Origin of the sequence: Dyadobacter sp. CY261 (assembly GCF_021440085.1) — a bacterium.
In the GTDB taxonomy this organism is placed as follows: Bacteria; Bacteroidota; Bacteroidia; order Cytophagales; family Spirosomataceae; genus Dyadobacter.
This window is the reverse complement of the sequence record NZ_JAKCPW010000005.1, coordinates 114,365-130,154: the sequence shown is the minus strand read 5'-3', so window position 1 is coordinate 130,154 and position 15,790 is coordinate 114,365. Positions and strand designations below refer to the sequence as shown.

Here is a 15,790-nt window from a genome sequence, read left to right as displayed (position 1 = left end):
AGCTAAAAGCATTTGACTTATGAAAACAAATACATTCAAACATACCATGTACGCAGGAATCGCAATCCTGACCCTCAGTCTGGCCTCCTGCGACTCGGGCTTGCTCGAAACCGTGCCTAACGACCGACTTTCCGAAGACTTGTTCTGGAAAACCGAAAACGACGCCAAACTTGCCGTTAATTCATTGTATACTGATCTGGACAGCACCACCGCCGTTACCTGGGATGGCATTACCGATTTGGCACATACCAACCAAAGCTTCAATGTGGCGGCTTACATTGAAGCGGGTAGCTACGATGCGACGAGTTCTGTGATTTATGATGAATGGAGAAGGGCGTATCGCGGCATTCGCGGCGTTAACTATTTTTTGGAAAACGTTGATAAAGTGCCCAGCACCAACACTGCGCTGATCAACCAGCTGAAAGGGGAGGCCAAAGCATTGCGTGCATATCAATATCTGAAACTGGCGGGTTTGTTCGGTCCGGTGCCATTGGTAACGTCGTCGATCAGCATTGATGAAGGCCGCGCGCTTACCAACACACCGGTCGAAGAGATCTGGAACTTTGTAGAAAAGGAACTGACCGAAGCTGCTGCATTACTGCCGGCCACTTACGGCGCTGCCGATAAAGGCCGGTTTACCAAAGGCGCTGCATTGGGCTTGCTGGCGAGGGCTGATTTGTATGCGGGACGCTACCAGAAAGCCGCCGATGCTGCGGATCAGGTGATCAAGCTGGGCGTTTATGGATTGAACGACTCCTATGAAAAACTGTTCAGCTACGCGGCGGAGAACAACAAGGAAGTGCTTTTGGACAAGCAGTATTTGAAGGACATTTCTCAAAACAACGTATTTTCCTTGCTTGCGCCATACAGCCAGAAGAACGGCGGCAGTACCTATGTTCCTACCAAGGCGCTGGTGGATACCTACGAAACGCTGCAAGGCAAAAAGATTACCGACGCAGGCAGCGGCTACGACCCGGCCAAGCCTTATGCCAATCGCGATCCGCGTTTGAAATTCTCAGTTTTTCTTGAAGGCGACCCATTGCCCAGCGGCATCACCTTCCAACCCCGCCCTACAAGCGGAACAGCCGATGCGATCGGTAGTACGTACATTGCTTCCACCACCGGCTTTAATATTAAAAAGTATATCAACACGGAGGATTACGCCAACCCGACCAACAGCGGCATTAACATCATTCTCCTGCGCTACGCCGAAGTTTTGCTGACTTACGCCGAGGCCAGGATCGAGCTGGGGCAGACCGACGCGAGCGTGCTGGCGGCGATCAACCAGGTGCGGAATGGCCGTGCGGATGTGAAACAGCCATCGGTAACCGCCACTACCCAGGCTGCATTGCGGGAAATTGTAAGAAGGGAGCGGACGGTGGAACTCGCATTTGAAGGCCAGCGGCTATTTGATATCCGCCGCTGGAAAATTGCCGAGCAGGTGTTGCAGGGACCGGTGTTTGGCATTACTTATCCGGATGCCAGCGGAAAGCTGGTCACCGTACAAGCCGCGTCGTCCGACCGGGTGTTTGACGCAAGCCGTCACTATCTGTGGCCCATCCCGCAGAAGGAGCGCGACTTGAACCCGAACCTGAAACAAAATCCAAACTGGTAGTTATTTTTGGGAGAGATGGCGCCGGCCTCGCTCGTGACGTTTCTCCCACCCTTTACCTTAACCACATTAACCATGTTTCGAATACTTTCCCTGCTACTGGTATCAACCGGCGTTTGCCTGCTCATGGCCTTCCAGCCCGAGAAACCAGCTGCGAAAACGCCTAATATCGTTCTATTCTTCATTGATGACCTCGGCTACGGCGATTTGTCGGTGAATGGCGCATTGGGTTACACAACGCCTAACCTCGATAAAATGGCCGCGGAGGGCACCCGTTTTACCAACTTCATGGCTGCACAGGCCGTATGCAGCGCCTCCCGTGCCGCATTGCTCACAGGTTGTTATCCCAACCGTTTGGGCATTTCAGGAGCATTTGGGCCGAATGTGGGTGTGGGATTGAACCCCAAGGAAGAGACTATTGCGGAAATCGTGAAAGCGCAAGGTTACGCGACCGGTATTTTCGGGAAATGGCATTTGGGCAGCGACCAGGAATTTTTGCCCTTGCAGCAAGGATTTGACGAATATTACGGCGTGCCTTACTCGCACGACATGTGGCCATTGCACCCCTGGCAGGAGCGTGCCAAATATCCGCCGCTGCACTGGATTGATGGAAACAAAGCGGGTAAGGAGATCAAAAACCTGGAAGATGCCAGCGAACTGACTCCGACAATTACCGAAAAGGCTGTTTCATTTATCAAAAGGAACAAGAACAAGCCCTTCTTCTTATATGTGCCGCACCCGCTGCCACACGTGCCCCTGGCCGCCTCGGCGAAGTTTCGAGGCAAAAGCCAGCGAGGTATTTTTGGCGATGTGATGATGGAACTCGACTGGTCGGTTGGGGAGATCATGAAGGAGCTCAAAGCGCAGGGTTTGGACAACAACACATTGGTGATTTTCACGAGTGATAATGGTCCCTGGCTCAACTACGGCGACCACGCAGGCTCAGCGGGCGGTTTCCGCGAAGGCAAAGGAACGTCGTTCGAAGGCGGCCAGCGGGAGCCATGCATCATGCGCTGGCCAGGCGTCATTCCGGCAGGACGGGTATCCAACAAGCTCCTTTCAACGCTTGACGTGCTGCCTACCATCGCCAAAATCACCGGCGGTAAATTGCCGAAAGAAAAGATCGACGGTCTCGATTTCAGTGCATTGCTCAAAGGCGACGATACACAAACGCCGCGCGAAAGTTTCCTTTACTATTACCGTAAAAACAGCCTCGAGGCCGTCCGCAAAGGCGATTGGAAGCTGGTATTCGCCCATCCCGGCCGCACCTACGAAGGTTCACTCCCCGGTAAAAACGGTCAGCCCGGCCCCGCGCCCGAAGATCACCAGTTCCCGAAAGCACTGTACAACCTCGCCCGCGACCCATCGGAACGCTACGACGTGTTAGAACAAAACCCCGAAATCGTAGCCGACCTCGAAAAAATCGCCGAAGCCGCCCGTGAAGACATGGGTGATGACTTGCAGCAACGCACCGGTAAAAACGTTCGGGAGATCGGTCGCGCCGCTAAAAAATAGAAGATAGCCTTTTCAGCAGTAGTCAATGTATTACTGCTGAAAATATTTTTAACCCTCGGGGTGACACGCTACATCATATGGAAAGTGAAATTAACCCTGTGCATCCCGGCGCCATCCTGCGTGAGGACGGTTGGATATGCAAAAGAACTATGACATTTGGAAAGTTAGAATCAGCGGTCGGGTGCAGAATATCCAGCGGATCACAGCCACAGCCAATCGCTATGAAGTAACCTTGCATTTCAGGAGTACTTATCTTAAATTTACCTATCATGAAAATTCTAAGCCATGGGTGCTCCGGTGATTTCTCAAGAGGATTTTGATGCATTGAAGAAGGAAAATGAATTGCTCAAACTGCAACTGGAAACCTTGCATGACAAGGAGTTCAGGGATAAGCTGGAATGGGCATACCACTTGTTTTGCGAATCTTCTGACGCATCAAAGCTCGAACTGAAAAGAGGCTCAGGCAAAGGCATTATATCTCGCGTTCCCGATAATTTCACGGATGAACTAACAGATTTTAATGCACTTGAATGAAAATATTGCTGGATACCCACATACTTCTGTGGTTTCTCACCGACGATGAAAGGCTTAGGAAAGCGCACATTGACCTGATTGATGATAAGCAAAACGAGCTATTTTTTAGTATCGGCTCGCTTTGGGAAATCGCTATCAAAGCCGGGTTGTTTAAGCTGACGATTCCCAATCCAATTGATAGCCTGGTTCCGGCGGAGATACAATTACTGGACATTCGAGTATCGCATTTAACTGCATATCAGCAGCTTCCCATAATTCATAAGGACCCTTTTGATCGATTACTGATCGCGCAGGCGCGGGTGGAAAACTTGGGGTTGCTGACAGACGATGAGAAGTTTCAACATTACCCTGTGAAACTTCTGGGATAGAGACCGAGGTGGATGTCAAAAAAACAAAAAATCTTTTGAGGATGCTTATTGTTTGTTTGAATGATTTATCCTTACTTTGTCTATCCAACAAGTAGATTATATCGGTCTTCCGGTTGGCGATATTCAGAATGTATCTGCTTTTCCGATACCCTAAAAGACAGTCCTGGCGCGACTTGCCGGAATTTTCGGTGGTTGTCAATTCATGCCGGTCGTCCGGGCTGTCGTAGGGTATCGGAAACAAAGATACACCGCATTTCGCTTTTTGTCCTCCCAATCTCCGGATTTTGTAAATCTGGCTTGAACACCGCCGGAACAGGCTTATTCTCCCAATTTTCAAGACATACACGCGGCTCGACCCAAGTAATCCATGGGTTGAAATGTCTTTCTGAAATATATTAACCTACTCCACAAAATGAAAAGGTATTTGTTTTTAGTCTTCCTCCTAAGCGCTTCGTTCCTATACCACCGTTCCCAGGCCCAGGCGCCGAAATCGGCCCGCCCGAATATCGTGTTCATCCTGGCCGACGACCTTGGCTACGGCGATGTCGGTTTCAATGGTCAAAAGCTGATCAGGACGCCGAATATCGACCGGCTGGCCAGAGAGGGGATGATTTTCAACCAGTTTTATGCAGGAACCTCCGTATGCGCCCCTTCGCGTTCTTCGTTGCTCACGGGCCAGCACACGGGGCATACCTACATTCGGGGCAACAAAAGTGTGGAGCCGGAAGGCCAGCAGCCCATTGCCGATTCGGTCATTACACTTGCCGAAATCCTGAAAAAATCCGGGTATGTAACGGGTGCTTTCGGGAAATGGGGATTGGGACCGGTGGGGTCCGAGGGTGACCCTAACAAGCAAGGGTTTGATCGTTTTTATGGTTACAATTGCCAGAGCCTGGCGCATCGCTACTACCCGGAACACCTTTGGGATAACAATAAAAAAATACCGCTGGAAGGAAACAAAGCGCTTATTCACAATAAAGAATACGCGCCTGACCTGATTCAGAAAAAGGCACTCAGCTTTGTGGACGCCCAGGATGGGAAGCAGCCGTTTTTCCTGTTTTTACCCTACATTCTGCCGCATGCGGAGCTGGTTGTACCCGACGACAGCCTGTTCCGTCATTATAAAGGAAAATTTGAAGAAAAGCCATACAAAGGAGCTGATTATGGCCCAGGTGCAACGGGCGGTGGTTATGCTTCTCAGGAATATCCGCATGCAACTTTCGCAGCCATGGTGGCACGCCTCGACCTGTATGTAGGGGAAGTTTTGAATAAATTAAAGGAAAAGGGGCTGGACAAAAACACGCTCATCATCTTCACCAGCGACAATGGTCCGCATATAGAAGGCGGTGCGGACCCCAAGTTCTTCAACAGCAGCGCCGGTTTCCGTGGTGTGAAGCGCGATCTGTACGAAGGCGGCATCCGCGAGCCATTTGCCGCACGCTGGCCTGCGGTGATCAAGCCCGGTTCTAAAAGCGATTACATTGGCGCATTCTGGGACGTGCTTCCCACGTTTGCAGAGCTGGCTAATGCCCAGGCACCACGCAATATCGACGGCATTTCATTCACCGATGCGCTAAAAGGCAAGCCGACGCAGAAGGAGCACGACTATCTGTACTGGGAATTTCACGAGCAGGGCGGTAGGCAGGCTGTGCGGCAGGGCAACTGGAAGGCCGTTCGGCTGAAAGCTGCCGGCAATCCCGACGCACTGGTAGAGCTCTATGATCTTTCCAAAGACCCGCAGGAAAAGAATAATCTCACGCCGCAATTTCCTGATAAAGCCAAAGAGCTAGGCCAGATCATGAACCGGGCGCACGTTTCGTCAACCATTTTCCCATTCGGAAGTCTGGCGACTAATTAGTACAAATGCCTCCCTGACCAACGAATGAGTGGTCACGGAGGCATTGTTGTTTCAGTTGAGGTAAAAATGTTATCTTTAACTTTAAATCGATTGGAGCATGGCAACATTAATCATCGAAGGCGACAACGATCAGATCGCCACTGTCAAAGCATTTCTTGAAACTGTCGGGATCACATTCCGTGCAGAGCAGGATACAACTGAATATCTACTCAGCAATTCCTCTAATACCACTGAACTTTTAGACTCCATTGAAGAAGCCCGGGCCGGTAAAACGCACCAACTTGGCCTCGACGATATATGGAAATAGAGTTCACCCCCAAGGCACTATCTCAACTAACTTATTGGAAGCAAACCGGGAATGAAACGATCCTGAAAAGAATTCGCATTCTCTTGGAATCTATATCCCAATCGCCGTTTGCAGGGATCGGCAAGCCAGAACCGCTCAAACATGAGTTGTCGGGTTTCTGGTCAAGCCGCATTAACGACGAGCATCGACTAGTCTATGCTGTACAGGGAGATAAAATCACCGTCGTTCAATGCCGGTTTCATTACGCTAAGTAACTGTTAAAGCAACCCCAATCCAGCAGCCAACTTAATCAGCGAGGCGGTATTTGACACTTCGAATTTGATCAACAGATTCTGGCGGTGGCTGTTGACGGTGGTTACACTTATAAATAGCTGCTCTGCGATTTGGGGATTCGTCAATCCTTCGGCAATTAAGATGAGCACTTCCTTTTCGCGGCGGGTTAAAAACGGCACCGTTTTGGGCGCGGTGGCGGGTGTTACCTGGTCGAACTGGACGTTCATGAAATAGCCGCCGGCTTGCACCTGAGCAATCGCTTCCAGAATATCTTCCTTTCCAGAGCTCTTGATCAAATAACCCGATGCCCCGTTCTGGATCATGCGCGACACGTAGGCCCGTTCGTTGAACGTGCTTAACGCAAGTGTTTTCACGTCCGGGAATTGCTCCTTTACTTTTTTACAAAGGTCAATCCCGCTGATGTCGGGGAGGTTAATGTCCAGGAATGCGATGTCGACTTCGTTGTTTTTTAAAAACGCAATGGCTTCAATCGCATTGGTCGCCGTTCCGACCACCTGCACGCCTTCGACGTCGGCTAACAGTGATTTAAGTCCTTCCAATACCAGCGGGTGGTCGTCTACAATGAGAATTCTGACACTCATAAGTTCTTTTTAGTAAGGTTATAAAGCCATTTCTGGCATTGCTATCGGTTTTTCAGAGTGCGACTTCAACAAGGACCGACGTGCCTTCGCCCGGCTTGGATTGAATGTCGAGCGTGCCGTTCAGGTAATCGACGCGGGCTTGCACATTGCGTAGCCCGGCCCCTTTGTTCTGCTCGAGACTTTTAATGTCGAAACCTTTTCCATTATCCTCGACCGTCACACTCACATTATGATCGACCCAGGTAAGCTGGACCTGCGCTTCGCTGGCGTCGGCGTATTTGAGAACGTTGTTGAGTAGCTCCTGGATAATCCGGTAAAGCACCACTTCTACCTGGGAGTCGAGGCGCTGGTCGTCGAAGCCGAAGGCCTGCATGGTTACTTTCAGTCTGCCGGATGCGCTGATACCTTCACAAAAATCGCTCAGGGCATCGATTAATCCGAACCGTACAAGCGATTCGGGCATCATGCTGTGGGCTACGCGGCGCATTTCGCTAATGGCGCCGTCGAGCTGGGTCAGGGCCCTGGTAAACGTCATGGCGCTTTCCTCGGGCAGGATTACATTTCCTTTCACGGAATTCAAGGTTAATTTAATACCAGATAACAGTCCGCCCAGACCATCATGCAGGTCGCGGGCTACGCGGGTGCGTTCTTCTTCTTGTCCTTTCAAAATGGAATTGGTTGCAACAAGCTGCTTTTCCTGTTGCAATTGCAATACTTCCTGCTCGGCTACACGCTTGCGGAAGGCGATGTTCCGGTAAACGAGGACCGCAATCACCAGCAGGCCAACCAGCCCTGCAATGAGGCCATATATTAATATGTTGCGGGTCTGTTTTTCCGATTCAAGGGTAACAATCTGCTTTTCCTTTTGCGCTGTCAGGTATTTGGTGTCGAGTTCCTGCAATTGTTTTTGTATGTCAATTCCCTGAATCGAGTCGTTCAGGATCGAATATTTCATCAGGTAATCGTAGGCGCCTTTATAGTTGTTCTCCCGTGCCAGGTCAGTCGCGTAGTCTTCGTACAGTTCCACCAAATGATCCGTCATATTGTTGGCTTCGGCGATAGCGAGTGCTTCTTTGGTGTATTTGGCCGACAAATCCAGTTTCTTGCTGTCTTCTGCCAGGAACATCAATGCCCGCAGACAATCTATTTCGAGAAATACATTACCGGATTTTCGGGCCAGATCAAGACCTTTCTGGCCGTAGACCCATGCTTCATCCAGATTTTTTTGCAGTCGGCTGGTGCGGCAGAGCCCAATGTAGGCTTGTGTGACAAATATGTCCGAATGAATTTTTTCAGCCACAACCAGCCCCTCCTTGAAATGCGCAATACTTTCTTTGTACCGCTTGAGGTTGAAATACGAGCCGCCAATGTTCGTCAGGATGTCGGCGAGTTGCAGGCTATCTTTCATAGGTCGGGCCAGCTGCAGTGCCTTTTGCTTGTAGACGATCGATTTGTTGAACAGATTCGCATGCTCGAATGCCGAGCCGATACTGATATAGAGCCTGGGTAAAAACACCTTCATACCCAGCTTGTCGAACTGGCTTGCCGCTTGCTGGTAATATTGGATAGCCTGAGTGAAATTACCCATGTAGGTATAGCTGGCCGCGATATTGTTGAGGCTCTTGCCGATATTAACCTGGTGATTCATCCGCTTAGCGATTTCGAGGCTTTCGCGGTTCAGTTTAAGCCCTTCTTCAAACTTCCCTTGCAAATTGAGGATATAGGTATAGTTCGAACGAAACTTGAAGCGACCGAGGTCGTAGTTCAATTGCTCGCTTAGCGCGTCGGCTTTAAGGTAGTATTTGCCGGCGCTGTCGAGGTTGTTGTTTTCAAAGTACTGTCCGTATTCAATATAGGCCAGCACCCGGTTGGTGTCCTGCTTGCTGGTTTGAATGCGTTTCAGGATCGCATTCGGATCGGGATTTTGTGCAAACGCCTGCTGGTATAAAAAGACAAGTAAAAGTGCTCTTAGCAATAATTTCATTGGATCCGGAGAGTAGAATGGATTGGAAAATTACAGTGGCAAAAGTCTGAAATAAAACCTTTTAATAATATCCTATAAACATATGATTTTCTAAAAATCATGCTTTTATAGGATTGATCGCCGCCTTTCCGGTAAGCTACCTTTGTCATGTCGAAAGGCAAAAATTATCTCATCCATTTATCATTTTAACAATTCAATACAGCCATGAAAAAGATCACATTTTTGAAAAACATTTTCGCTCTGTTGTTCCTTAGCACATTGATGTTCGCCTGCGATGACAAAGACAATGACCCCTCCCCGGAATTGAGCTCGAAAGTTGCAGGAAGTTATAAAGTAACAAGGATGCTGGAAGACGGAGAAGAGTATCCACTCGAATTAGCCAAGGCAATCGTCATCGTCCAGCTGGATAAATTCACTTCGGAAGTAGTTACTGCAAAAATGAAAGTAACGATTGACGGTGACCGCGAGCCTGATGAAGAAATCGGTACGCTGAACCTGAAAAATGCCGGCAGCACAGGAATCGATATTTACGAGGGCACCGACAAAGTGGGAAATGTGAAAGACGGCAAACTGAATATTTTCGTCGTATTTGAAGGTGCGGAATACGAAATGACCGCCACCAAGCAATAGACTTCCATTGCCATAAACCAATTACCCTTGATTACAATTACAGCCATGAAAACTAGAATAGTACCCTTTTTCCTCTATACCTTTTGTATTGCACTCCTGAATTTCACTTTCAGCGATGAGTTTGAAGAATACGGAATTTCGCAGAAGGACATTCAAAACCGCGTCTGGAACGGATTGCAGAACCCTTCGGGAAATGTACCTTATTTCAGCAGCTCTGTGAAGTCGGCGTGTCGCTCACTGGCACCTGATGCCCAGGCGATCGCCATTAAGAAAGCCGGGGCGTTTATGAAGACCTATTTCGGCTCGGAGGATTTTCAGAAGCGTTACAGCGAATCAATTGCGAGACGTTATCCGAAACTGGAAACAACCGTAAGCGAAAAGCGTAAGGAAGAAATCCGTGCGAACCGTTTGAAGGGCGTTCAAGGGTTACAGGCGAAGGATATGGAGCCGGTTGTGGATATTCAGATCCAGTCTGCCGAGACGTTTGCCGACATGGAAAGCATGCTTACCAGCCTTCCAGCCGAACAACGTGCAGATTTCAAAAAGCAGATCGAAGACGGGAAACGGAATGCGGCGTTCTTTAAGAAGATTAAGCCGCTCTTGAAAACCGATATGGAAGCATTCAAGAAGCAGTATGCCGAGTACCTGGCGAACGACGAGATACGGCAGTCGGAGCAGACGCTGGCGCGGAATGCAAAGAGCAATGCAGATGAGTATGAGAAGTCGAAAGATGCCAAAAAGGTACTTACAGCTCGCCTTACCGATTTTCTGAACCAGAGCAAGGGCATCGATTTCGCAGCGCAAACGAAGGAGGTGAATGGTCGCAGGAAGTTCGTGAATGCGGCTTACGAGGGTAAAAGTGATGTTTGGAAGTTCTGCTACCGAATGGGTGCGACGCCTACCAATACCGCCCGCGCATTTGCTAAGCAGTGGCTCACCGAGTTGAAATAAATTGGTTTATATATAATCGACAGACCGGTGTCATTGACGCCTTTTCTGTCTGATCCGTGGCTGACAGGGCGTTACTGTTGCCACGGATTTTTTTATTTTCAGGAAAAAATGAATCGGGCTATTGCATTTTCGAAAACATTAAACTTACTTTGTCTATCAAATTAGTATACTATTAAAAAAGCAAAGCTCCTGAACCACCCTGAGCTGAGTGTTAATCCAGGCATCTTAGATATGAGCGCGGTTAATTTACTTTGTACAGCCCCATCGAGGGGAGCAGGGAGGGGCGTCTACACGCTTTATTTTTCCAAATCAAACTTCTACTGCTGTTGTTGAAACAGCCAGGATAATCTGACATTTCTCGGAAATATCCCGCCCGACAGTCGCGGCTGATCATCTGAAATTTTCGGTGGTTGGCGATTTCAGTTGCCAGCTGCGCTGTCCCGGGGTATTTCCGTTCCCATACTACTAGTTACGTTTACGGCTTACCGGTACACTATCACCATTGACATATGTTCACATTCTCTGACGCAGTGTTGCTTATAAGGAAGATCGCCGTCGGCATTTTGCTCACCGTCGTTCCATTTGTACTTATTGCCGGTGGCATCTGGCTTGCCTGGCAATTATTCAGCTGATACATCTCAATTCACCTTTAAATATTGATCCTACATGAAATTGGACAAAGAACTGGCCGGGAAAATTACCCGCGATGGTCTGATCAGCGTGTTGCTGTACACGGCACCGATTGTATTGATGTTTGCCAGCTTCCAAATCTTCGGTTACAAGCCGTGGGAAGGCAGCAATGAATTGCCATTTAGGGCACCAGCATTTATCGAAGCGGTTTTCAAAAACCTGAGCAGTTGGGGTTTGCCGGTGATCGTTCTGGTACTGGGGATAATCGAATTTGCGGCAGGTCTTTACGAAAATAAATGGACGAAAAACGAGCGGATACTGGATATCGTCTGCTTCGTTGTGCCAAAACTGGTGGTGAAGCCGTTTGTGGCGTATTTCGGGTTAAAGCTTCTTCCGGCGATCTTGCCCGATGCTAAAAACGTGCTGGACTGGGTGCCGTTCTGGTGGGCTTTTCTGATCATCGCCGTGGCTGATGACCTGACACAATACTGGTATCACCGCCTGCACCATCAGTTGCCCTGGCTGTGGCGCTTTCATCGCACTCACCACTCCGCACCTTATATGGGTATGGCTATGGCCGGACGGCAGAACATTATCTACACCATATTTTTTTCGCAGACATATCTTACAGTGGCGCTGACTTACCTCGGTCTGGGATATGCAGCATTGTTTGTGAAAGTGATCAAATCATTCATTACCACCGGCGCGCATTCGAGCGTTCCCTGGGATAAGCCTTTCTACGAAATCAGATGGCTTAAACCAATCGGCTGGGTTTTGGAAAGACTGATTTCTACGCCTGCTACACACCATGCACACCATGCTGATACCTCTGATGATGGTATTGGCTACTACAAAGGCAACTTCGGGAATATGTTCTTTTTATGGGATATTATCTTCGGAACCGGCATTATTACCCGTAAATACCCATCCTCTTATGGGATCCAGCATTACCAGGAGGAGGAATGGTATGCACAGTTTATGTGGCCTATCTTCAAATCCAAAAAGGAGGGCAGCGAGCTCGCGCAAGGTGGCCCGATGGTGGGCGACGTCGTACCGGAACATGACACGGTTACCCTTAAGCCTGATACCACTACTGTTGCAGTCGCCTAAAATCGCCACATTGTCTTAAACCAAGGATGACCATCGGCCGCACCGATGGTCATCCTTTTTGCTCATGCCCCGGGTTTAGTCGGCTTTACTGAGGCCAATGGCTTTGGGTTGATGAGCTTGAAACGGCACCGTCGGGATATAGCCTTTTGTCCCGTCAGACAGTTGCACGCGATAACCTTTGGCTGTTTCGCCTACAATGCGGACAGGGGTGTTTTCAGGTAATGCGCGTACTAAATTCTCACGTTTAAATTGCGGGGCGATGTAAAGATTAGCCTTCTTTTTAATAGTGACTGTATCGCCAAGCCATTTGGAAGTCTCCGGTAACCCGGGTATTTTTTCTTTGCGGTCGTCGATAAAAGGGAATGGATTAAGAGCGCCCGAACCTCTCGCATAGATGCCAAAATGGAGATGCGGCGCTGTCGTGATGGCATTTCCCGTATTACCGACCAAACCAAGGGTGTCGCCCAACGTCACGTGTTGTCCGATTGAAACCAGTTGACTGTCCAAATGTGCATAATACAGCGAGTAAGGGACGTCGGTCGACGATATAAATACTACCTTTCCTCCCAGATTGTTGGTACCCACCTGGGTTACAAATCCATTGCGCGCCGCAATAGCCGGCGTTCCTCGTCTGGCACGAATATCAATTCCTTCGTGCGAGCGCGCACCTGCATCACGGTCTGCACCCCAAAAGCTGATTACACTCGACATGCTGTGTCCTGCAACGGGAAATCCCAATGTCGGCTCAGTGAGCAACGATATAGCTACTGAGACCTGCTGGTTTAGTCCGGTCTGCAATTTTAGCAGTAAAGTATCCTGATCGCCATTTTCATAAGTAATGTCGGCACCATTTTCTTTAAGGTATTCTAAACGTTGCGGTTTTCCGTTCCGTTTGATTTTGTAAAGCTCCATAAACAGTAATGCAGCCGAATCCGCCCGATTTGGCGTGATAACCAGCCTTCGACCTTCCGGCACCGTCAGTCTGAATGCCTGTGCGGGAAGCGAGTCACCCAGGAAGATTCGTTCCTGGTATGGTGCGATCGTAATGAGCGAATCCGAAAGTACTTCGGTACTCATCCTGAACCACGTTTGGCCGGCCTTCGTCTTTTCCAGCTTCGCTTTCAGCAACTCTCGTTCATAGTGCTCTTGCGGTGTTACCGGGAACCAATGCGAAACCGGGACGGGCTTACAGGCTGCCCAAAGCGCAGCGAACATGCTGAATGCCAGTATTTTTTTCAGAGGTTTCATTTGCTGATGACTTTGTAAGCCGGTTGGTAACAAAGTCATGCCATTAGGGAATTGGTTTAAGTGGGGAGGAGGGGGTTGCCTGATATTTCGGCTTTCTCACCAAACATTCATCAACATGGCAGATTTTAATTCACTGGTAACGGGCAGCGGCTGGTAGACGAATTAGCAGAAGCACTGCCCATAGCAGGGCTTGGCGGCAGAAACCTTAAAGTATTCAGACAGTTCTATTGGACCTATCCAGTCGCGCTAGCTAAGAACGTGGATGAGAATGCGCAGCGTCAGAGTGTCGCCGACATTATCAAATCCCCGTTCACCTTCGAATTTCTAGGTTTAAAAGCCAAGGATATAGTATATGAAAATGACCTTGAACGGGCCTTGGTCGGCCAGCTAAAAACTCATGAACTCCTGATTAGCCTACTCGCTTGTAAATTGTCTCGGTAGCTTTGTCTTCCTGGCCTTCGGGTGAAATATTGTACGCCGTAATGACCAACGTATCCGCGTCTTGGAGTTCTGCGACGGTGCGCCAGTTCCAGGGGTTTGGATATTCGGGGACGCTGTATTGGCCTAAAACTGAAAACCCGTTCTCGGTGGGAGTACCGTTGGAAAGCATCGTGCCGGTTCCCATGTGAAAGCTGTCGATCCAGGCGATTTGGAAATTGTTGTTTGCGATGTCGAATCCGTAAATGGCGATTCCTTCAAATGGCTTGCCGTTCAGGCTACCCTGGTATTCGTGGAGGAGGAACCGGCCGCCAAGAATGGATTTGATCCTTCCAGTCATCTCGGATTCGTCGGCGAGGACGTTCGGTTCAAACCAGGTTTTTGTGATGCCTTGCCAGGTCCCGGCTAAGCTTTGAAGTCGGTGATGCACTCCGGTTTCCAGGGATGCTTCAAATTTGCTTTTGGACATGATTGTTGGGTTTTGATTAATCACGAAGACACGAATCAAGACGAATTTTTGCATTGCATTCGCAGGAGGTCGCGTGGCCGCAATAAGACATTAAAATTTCTTAATCCAAAGTTTAACAAAAATAAGACAGCAACCAACGGCGTAATATGCTAACCGTAAGGGGTATTTGAGACAAAAATTTCTATATTGGTGCCCGCTTTGGTCTGAAAATCAAAGATTAACCACATCAACAACATGCTACAACTAGGTCTACTAATTACCAACCGGCACCGCTTACTGAGCGTAGCGGCTATCCTGGATGTCTTCGAATCGGTGAATAGCTTTTATGAGCGTGCCAACCAACCACATTTTTTTAATATTACGCTGTTTTCACCGGATAATGAACCGGGACAGTTCTACGGAGCTTACCATATGCAGCCGATCAGTCAGTTTGTCAAGCAAGACTTGGTACTGATTCCCGCATTCGGGGCGGGGGACGTGCAGCATTCGATCATGAATAACCAGGCCTGCATTCCCTGGCTTTGGGAGCAATATAAAAACGGTTCGGAGCTTGCGAGTTTTTGCACTGGCGCATTTTTGCTGGCGGCTGCCGGCCTGCTCAATGGGAAGCACGCGACCACGCACATCGATGCCGCCGAATCATTAGCAACGAATTTTCCCGATGTGATCATCAAAAGTGATGCGGTGGTAACCGAGGACAAAGGCATCTTTACCAGCGGCGGAGCGACCAGCAGTTTTCATTTGATGCTTTACCTGATCCAGCGTTTTTGTGGAAAAGACCTTACATTAAGAACCGCTAAAATGTTTGCGATCGATATGGACCGCGACCAGCAAACTTATTTTGGCACATTTGCCCCACCGCAGAACCATGGCGACGGGCTGGTAAATATGGCGCAACGCAAAATCGAAAAAGAATATCAGGAGGGTAGTACCATCGAGGTGCTTATTCAGGACATTCCCGCAAGCCGGCGCAATGTGGTGCGGCGTTTTAAACAAGCCATTGGCGTTACGCCGATCGAGTATTTGCAGCGGACGCGTATAGAGGCCGCTAAAAGGCTGTTGGCACAAACGGACCAGAGTGTGCTGGAAGTAATGCTTAATTCAGGATATAATGACCTGAAATCGTTCAGGCAGCTTTTCAAGAAGAGCACCGGCGTCACGCCGAAAGAATATAGGGAAAAATTTAACATAGCCCGTCTGGAAAGCGGAGGGCGGCTGAATCGCCAGATGAGTGGGGCGGCCTATCTGGATTAAAAAAGCA

15 protein-coding genes are annotated in these 15,790 nt (G+C 49.1%); 11 read left to right on the top strand and 4 right to left on the bottom strand.

What is annotated here, in order from left to right; all coding sequences use genetic code 11:
* The first annotated feature begins 19 nt into the window (after positions 1-19).
* The 7 genes from LZD49_RS15625 (at position 20) to LZD49_RS15595 (ending at position 6,448) form a co-directional block, all read left to right on the top strand.
* The gene (locus LZD49_RS15625) at positions 20-1,615 is read left to right on the top strand and encodes a RagB/SusD family nutrient uptake outer membrane protein (protein WP_234668511.1); all 1,596 of its coding nucleotides are present in this window, start codon (positions 20-22) and stop codon (positions 1,613-1,615) included.
* Positions 1,616-1,738: 123 nt separating this feature from the next.
* Positions 1,739-3,127 (top strand): sulfatase, encoded by a 1,389-nt coding sequence (locus tag LZD49_RS15620; protein ID WP_234668810.1) that lies wholly within the window; start codon positions 1,739-1,741, stop codon positions 3,125-3,127.
* Between the two features lie 285 nt (positions 3,128-3,412).
* Complete coding sequence (locus LZD49_RS15615) at positions 3,413-3,661, top strand: hypothetical protein (protein ID WP_234668510.1); 249 nt, start codon at positions 3,413-3,415, stop codon at positions 3,659-3,661.
* Positions 3,658-4,029: a type II toxin-antitoxin system VapC family toxin gene (locus LZD49_RS15610; RefSeq protein WP_234668509.1), complete on the top strand. Its 372-nt coding sequence runs from the start codon at positions 3,658-3,660 to the stop codon at positions 4,027-4,029. The genes LZD49_RS15615 and LZD49_RS15610 overlap by 4 nt, the downstream gene beginning before the upstream one ends.
* A 412-nt stretch (positions 4,030-4,441) precedes the next feature.
* On the top strand, positions 4,442-5,887 hold the full coding sequence (locus tag LZD49_RS15605; protein ID WP_234668508.1) for an arylsulfatase: 1,446 nt from the start codon (positions 4,442-4,444) through the stop codon (positions 5,885-5,887).
* Positions 5,888-5,984: 97 nt separating this feature from the next.
* Entirely contained in the window at positions 5,985-6,194 is a 210-nt protein-coding gene (locus LZD49_RS15600) for a hypothetical protein (RefSeq protein ID WP_234668507.1), read from the top strand.
* On the top strand, positions 6,185-6,448 hold the full coding sequence (locus LZD49_RS15595) for a Txe/YoeB family addiction module toxin (protein ID WP_234668506.1): 264 nt from the start codon (positions 6,185-6,187) through the stop codon (positions 6,446-6,448). The genes LZD49_RS15600 and LZD49_RS15595 overlap by 10 nt, the downstream gene beginning before the upstream one ends.
* A 3-nt stretch (positions 6,449-6,451) precedes the next feature.
* Here the strand turns inward: LZD49_RS15595 and LZD49_RS15590 are convergent, their stop codons facing one another.
* Both LZD49_RS15590 and LZD49_RS15585 read right to left on the bottom strand, forming a co-directional pair.
* The gene (locus LZD49_RS15590; RefSeq protein ID WP_234668505.1) at positions 6,452-7,069 is read right to left on the bottom strand and encodes a response regulator transcription factor; all 618 of its coding nucleotides are present in this window, start codon (positions 7,067-7,069) and stop codon (positions 6,452-6,454) included.
* Positions 7,070-7,121: 52 nt separating this feature from the next.
* Positions 7,122-9,053: a sensor histidine kinase gene (locus tag LZD49_RS15585; protein ID WP_234668504.1), complete on the bottom strand. Its 1,932-nt coding sequence runs from the start codon at positions 9,051-9,053 to the stop codon at positions 7,122-7,124.
* Between the two features lie 204 nt (positions 9,054-9,257).
* Between LZD49_RS15585 and LZD49_RS15580 the strand changes: the two genes are divergently transcribed.
* From LZD49_RS15580 to LZD49_RS15570, 3 genes are all read left to right on the top strand, one after another.
* The gene (locus LZD49_RS15580) at positions 9,258-9,683 is read left to right on the top strand and encodes a hypothetical protein (RefSeq protein WP_234668503.1); all 426 of its coding nucleotides are present in this window, start codon (positions 9,258-9,260) and stop codon (positions 9,681-9,683) included.
* A gap of 45 nt (positions 9,684-9,728) precedes the next feature.
* Complete coding sequence (locus LZD49_RS15575; RefSeq protein WP_234668502.1) at positions 9,729-10,634, top strand: hypothetical protein; 906 nt, start codon at positions 9,729-9,731, stop codon at positions 10,632-10,634.
* Positions 10,635-11,300: 666 nt separating this feature from the next.
* Positions 11,301-12,374 carry a sterol desaturase family protein gene (locus LZD49_RS15570; protein WP_234668501.1) on the top strand — a complete coding sequence of 358 codons (1,074 nt, stop codon included), beginning with the start codon at positions 11,301-11,303 and terminating at the stop codon, positions 12,372-12,374.
* A gap of 75 nt (positions 12,375-12,449) precedes the next feature.
* On the opposite strand, the gene LZD49_RS15565 is transcribed toward LZD49_RS15570, so the two are convergent.
* The gene (locus LZD49_RS15565) at positions 12,450-13,622 is read right to left on the bottom strand and encodes a M23 family metallopeptidase (protein ID WP_234668500.1); all 1,173 of its coding nucleotides are present in this window, start codon (positions 13,620-13,622) and stop codon (positions 12,450-12,452) included.
* 409 nt (positions 13,623-14,031) lie between these two features.
* Complete coding sequence (locus LZD49_RS15560) at positions 14,032-14,529, bottom strand: DUF1579 domain-containing protein (RefSeq protein ID WP_234668499.1); 498 nt, start codon at positions 14,527-14,529, stop codon at positions 14,032-14,034.
* 234 nt (positions 14,530-14,763) lie between these two features.
* Between LZD49_RS15560 and LZD49_RS15555 the strand changes: the two genes are divergently transcribed.
* Positions 14,764-15,783, top strand: coding sequence for a GlxA family transcriptional regulator (locus LZD49_RS15555; protein ID WP_234668498.1), 1,020 nt, complete (start codon positions 14,764-14,766; stop codon positions 15,781-15,783).
* Positions 15,784-15,790 lie beyond the last annotated feature (7 nt).

What these genes read in the sequence shown, in the direction of transcription:
- LZD49_RS15625 (WP_234668511.1), top strand. Translation starts at nt 20, where the DNA reads ATGAAAACAAATACATTCAAACATACCATGTACGCAGGAATCGCAATC.
- LZD49_RS15620 (WP_234668810.1), top strand. Translation starts at nt 1,739, where the DNA reads ATGGCCTTCCAGCCCGAGAAACCAGCTGCGAAAACGCCTAATATCGTT.
- LZD49_RS15615 (WP_234668510.1), top strand. Translation starts at nt 3,413, where the DNA reads ATGGGTGCTCCGGTGATTTCTCAAGAGGATTTTGATGCATTGAAGAAG.
- LZD49_RS15610 (WP_234668509.1), top strand. Translation starts at nt 3,658, where the DNA reads ATGAAAATATTGCTGGATACCCACATACTTCTGTGGTTTCTCACCGAC.
- LZD49_RS15605 (WP_234668508.1), top strand. Translation starts at nt 4,442, where the DNA reads ATGAAAAGGTATTTGTTTTTAGTCTTCCTCCTAAGCGCTTCGTTCCTA.
- LZD49_RS15600 (WP_234668507.1), top strand. Translation starts at nt 5,985, where the DNA reads ATGGCAACATTAATCATCGAAGGCGACAACGATCAGATCGCCACTGTC.
- LZD49_RS15595 (WP_234668506.1), top strand. Translation starts at nt 6,185, where the DNA reads ATGGAAATAGAGTTCACCCCCAAGGCACTATCTCAACTAACTTATTGG.
- LZD49_RS15590 (WP_234668505.1), bottom strand. Translation starts at nt 7,069, where the DNA reads ATGAGTGTCAGAATTCTCATTGTAGACGACCACCCGCTGGTATTGGAA.
- LZD49_RS15585 (WP_234668504.1), bottom strand. Translation starts at nt 9,053, where the DNA reads ATGAAATTATTGCTAAGAGCACTTTTACTTGTCTTTTTATACCAGCAG.
- LZD49_RS15580 (WP_234668503.1), top strand. Translation starts at nt 9,258, where the DNA reads ATGAAAAAGATCACATTTTTGAAAAACATTTTCGCTCTGTTGTTCCTT.
- LZD49_RS15575 (WP_234668502.1), top strand. Translation starts at nt 9,729, where the DNA reads ATGAAAACTAGAATAGTACCCTTTTTCCTCTATACCTTTTGTATTGCA.
- LZD49_RS15570 (WP_234668501.1), top strand. Translation starts at nt 11,301, where the DNA reads ATGAAATTGGACAAAGAACTGGCCGGGAAAATTACCCGCGATGGTCTG.
- LZD49_RS15565 (WP_234668500.1), bottom strand. Translation starts at nt 13,622, where the DNA reads ATGAAACCTCTGAAAAAAATACTGGCATTCAGCATGTTCGCTGCGCTT.
- LZD49_RS15560 (WP_234668499.1), bottom strand. Translation starts at nt 14,529, where the DNA reads ATGTCCAAAAGCAAATTTGAAGCATCCCTGGAAACCGGAGTGCATCAC.
- LZD49_RS15555 (WP_234668498.1), top strand. Translation starts at nt 14,764, where the DNA reads ATGCTACAACTAGGTCTACTAATTACCAACCGGCACCGCTTACTGAGC.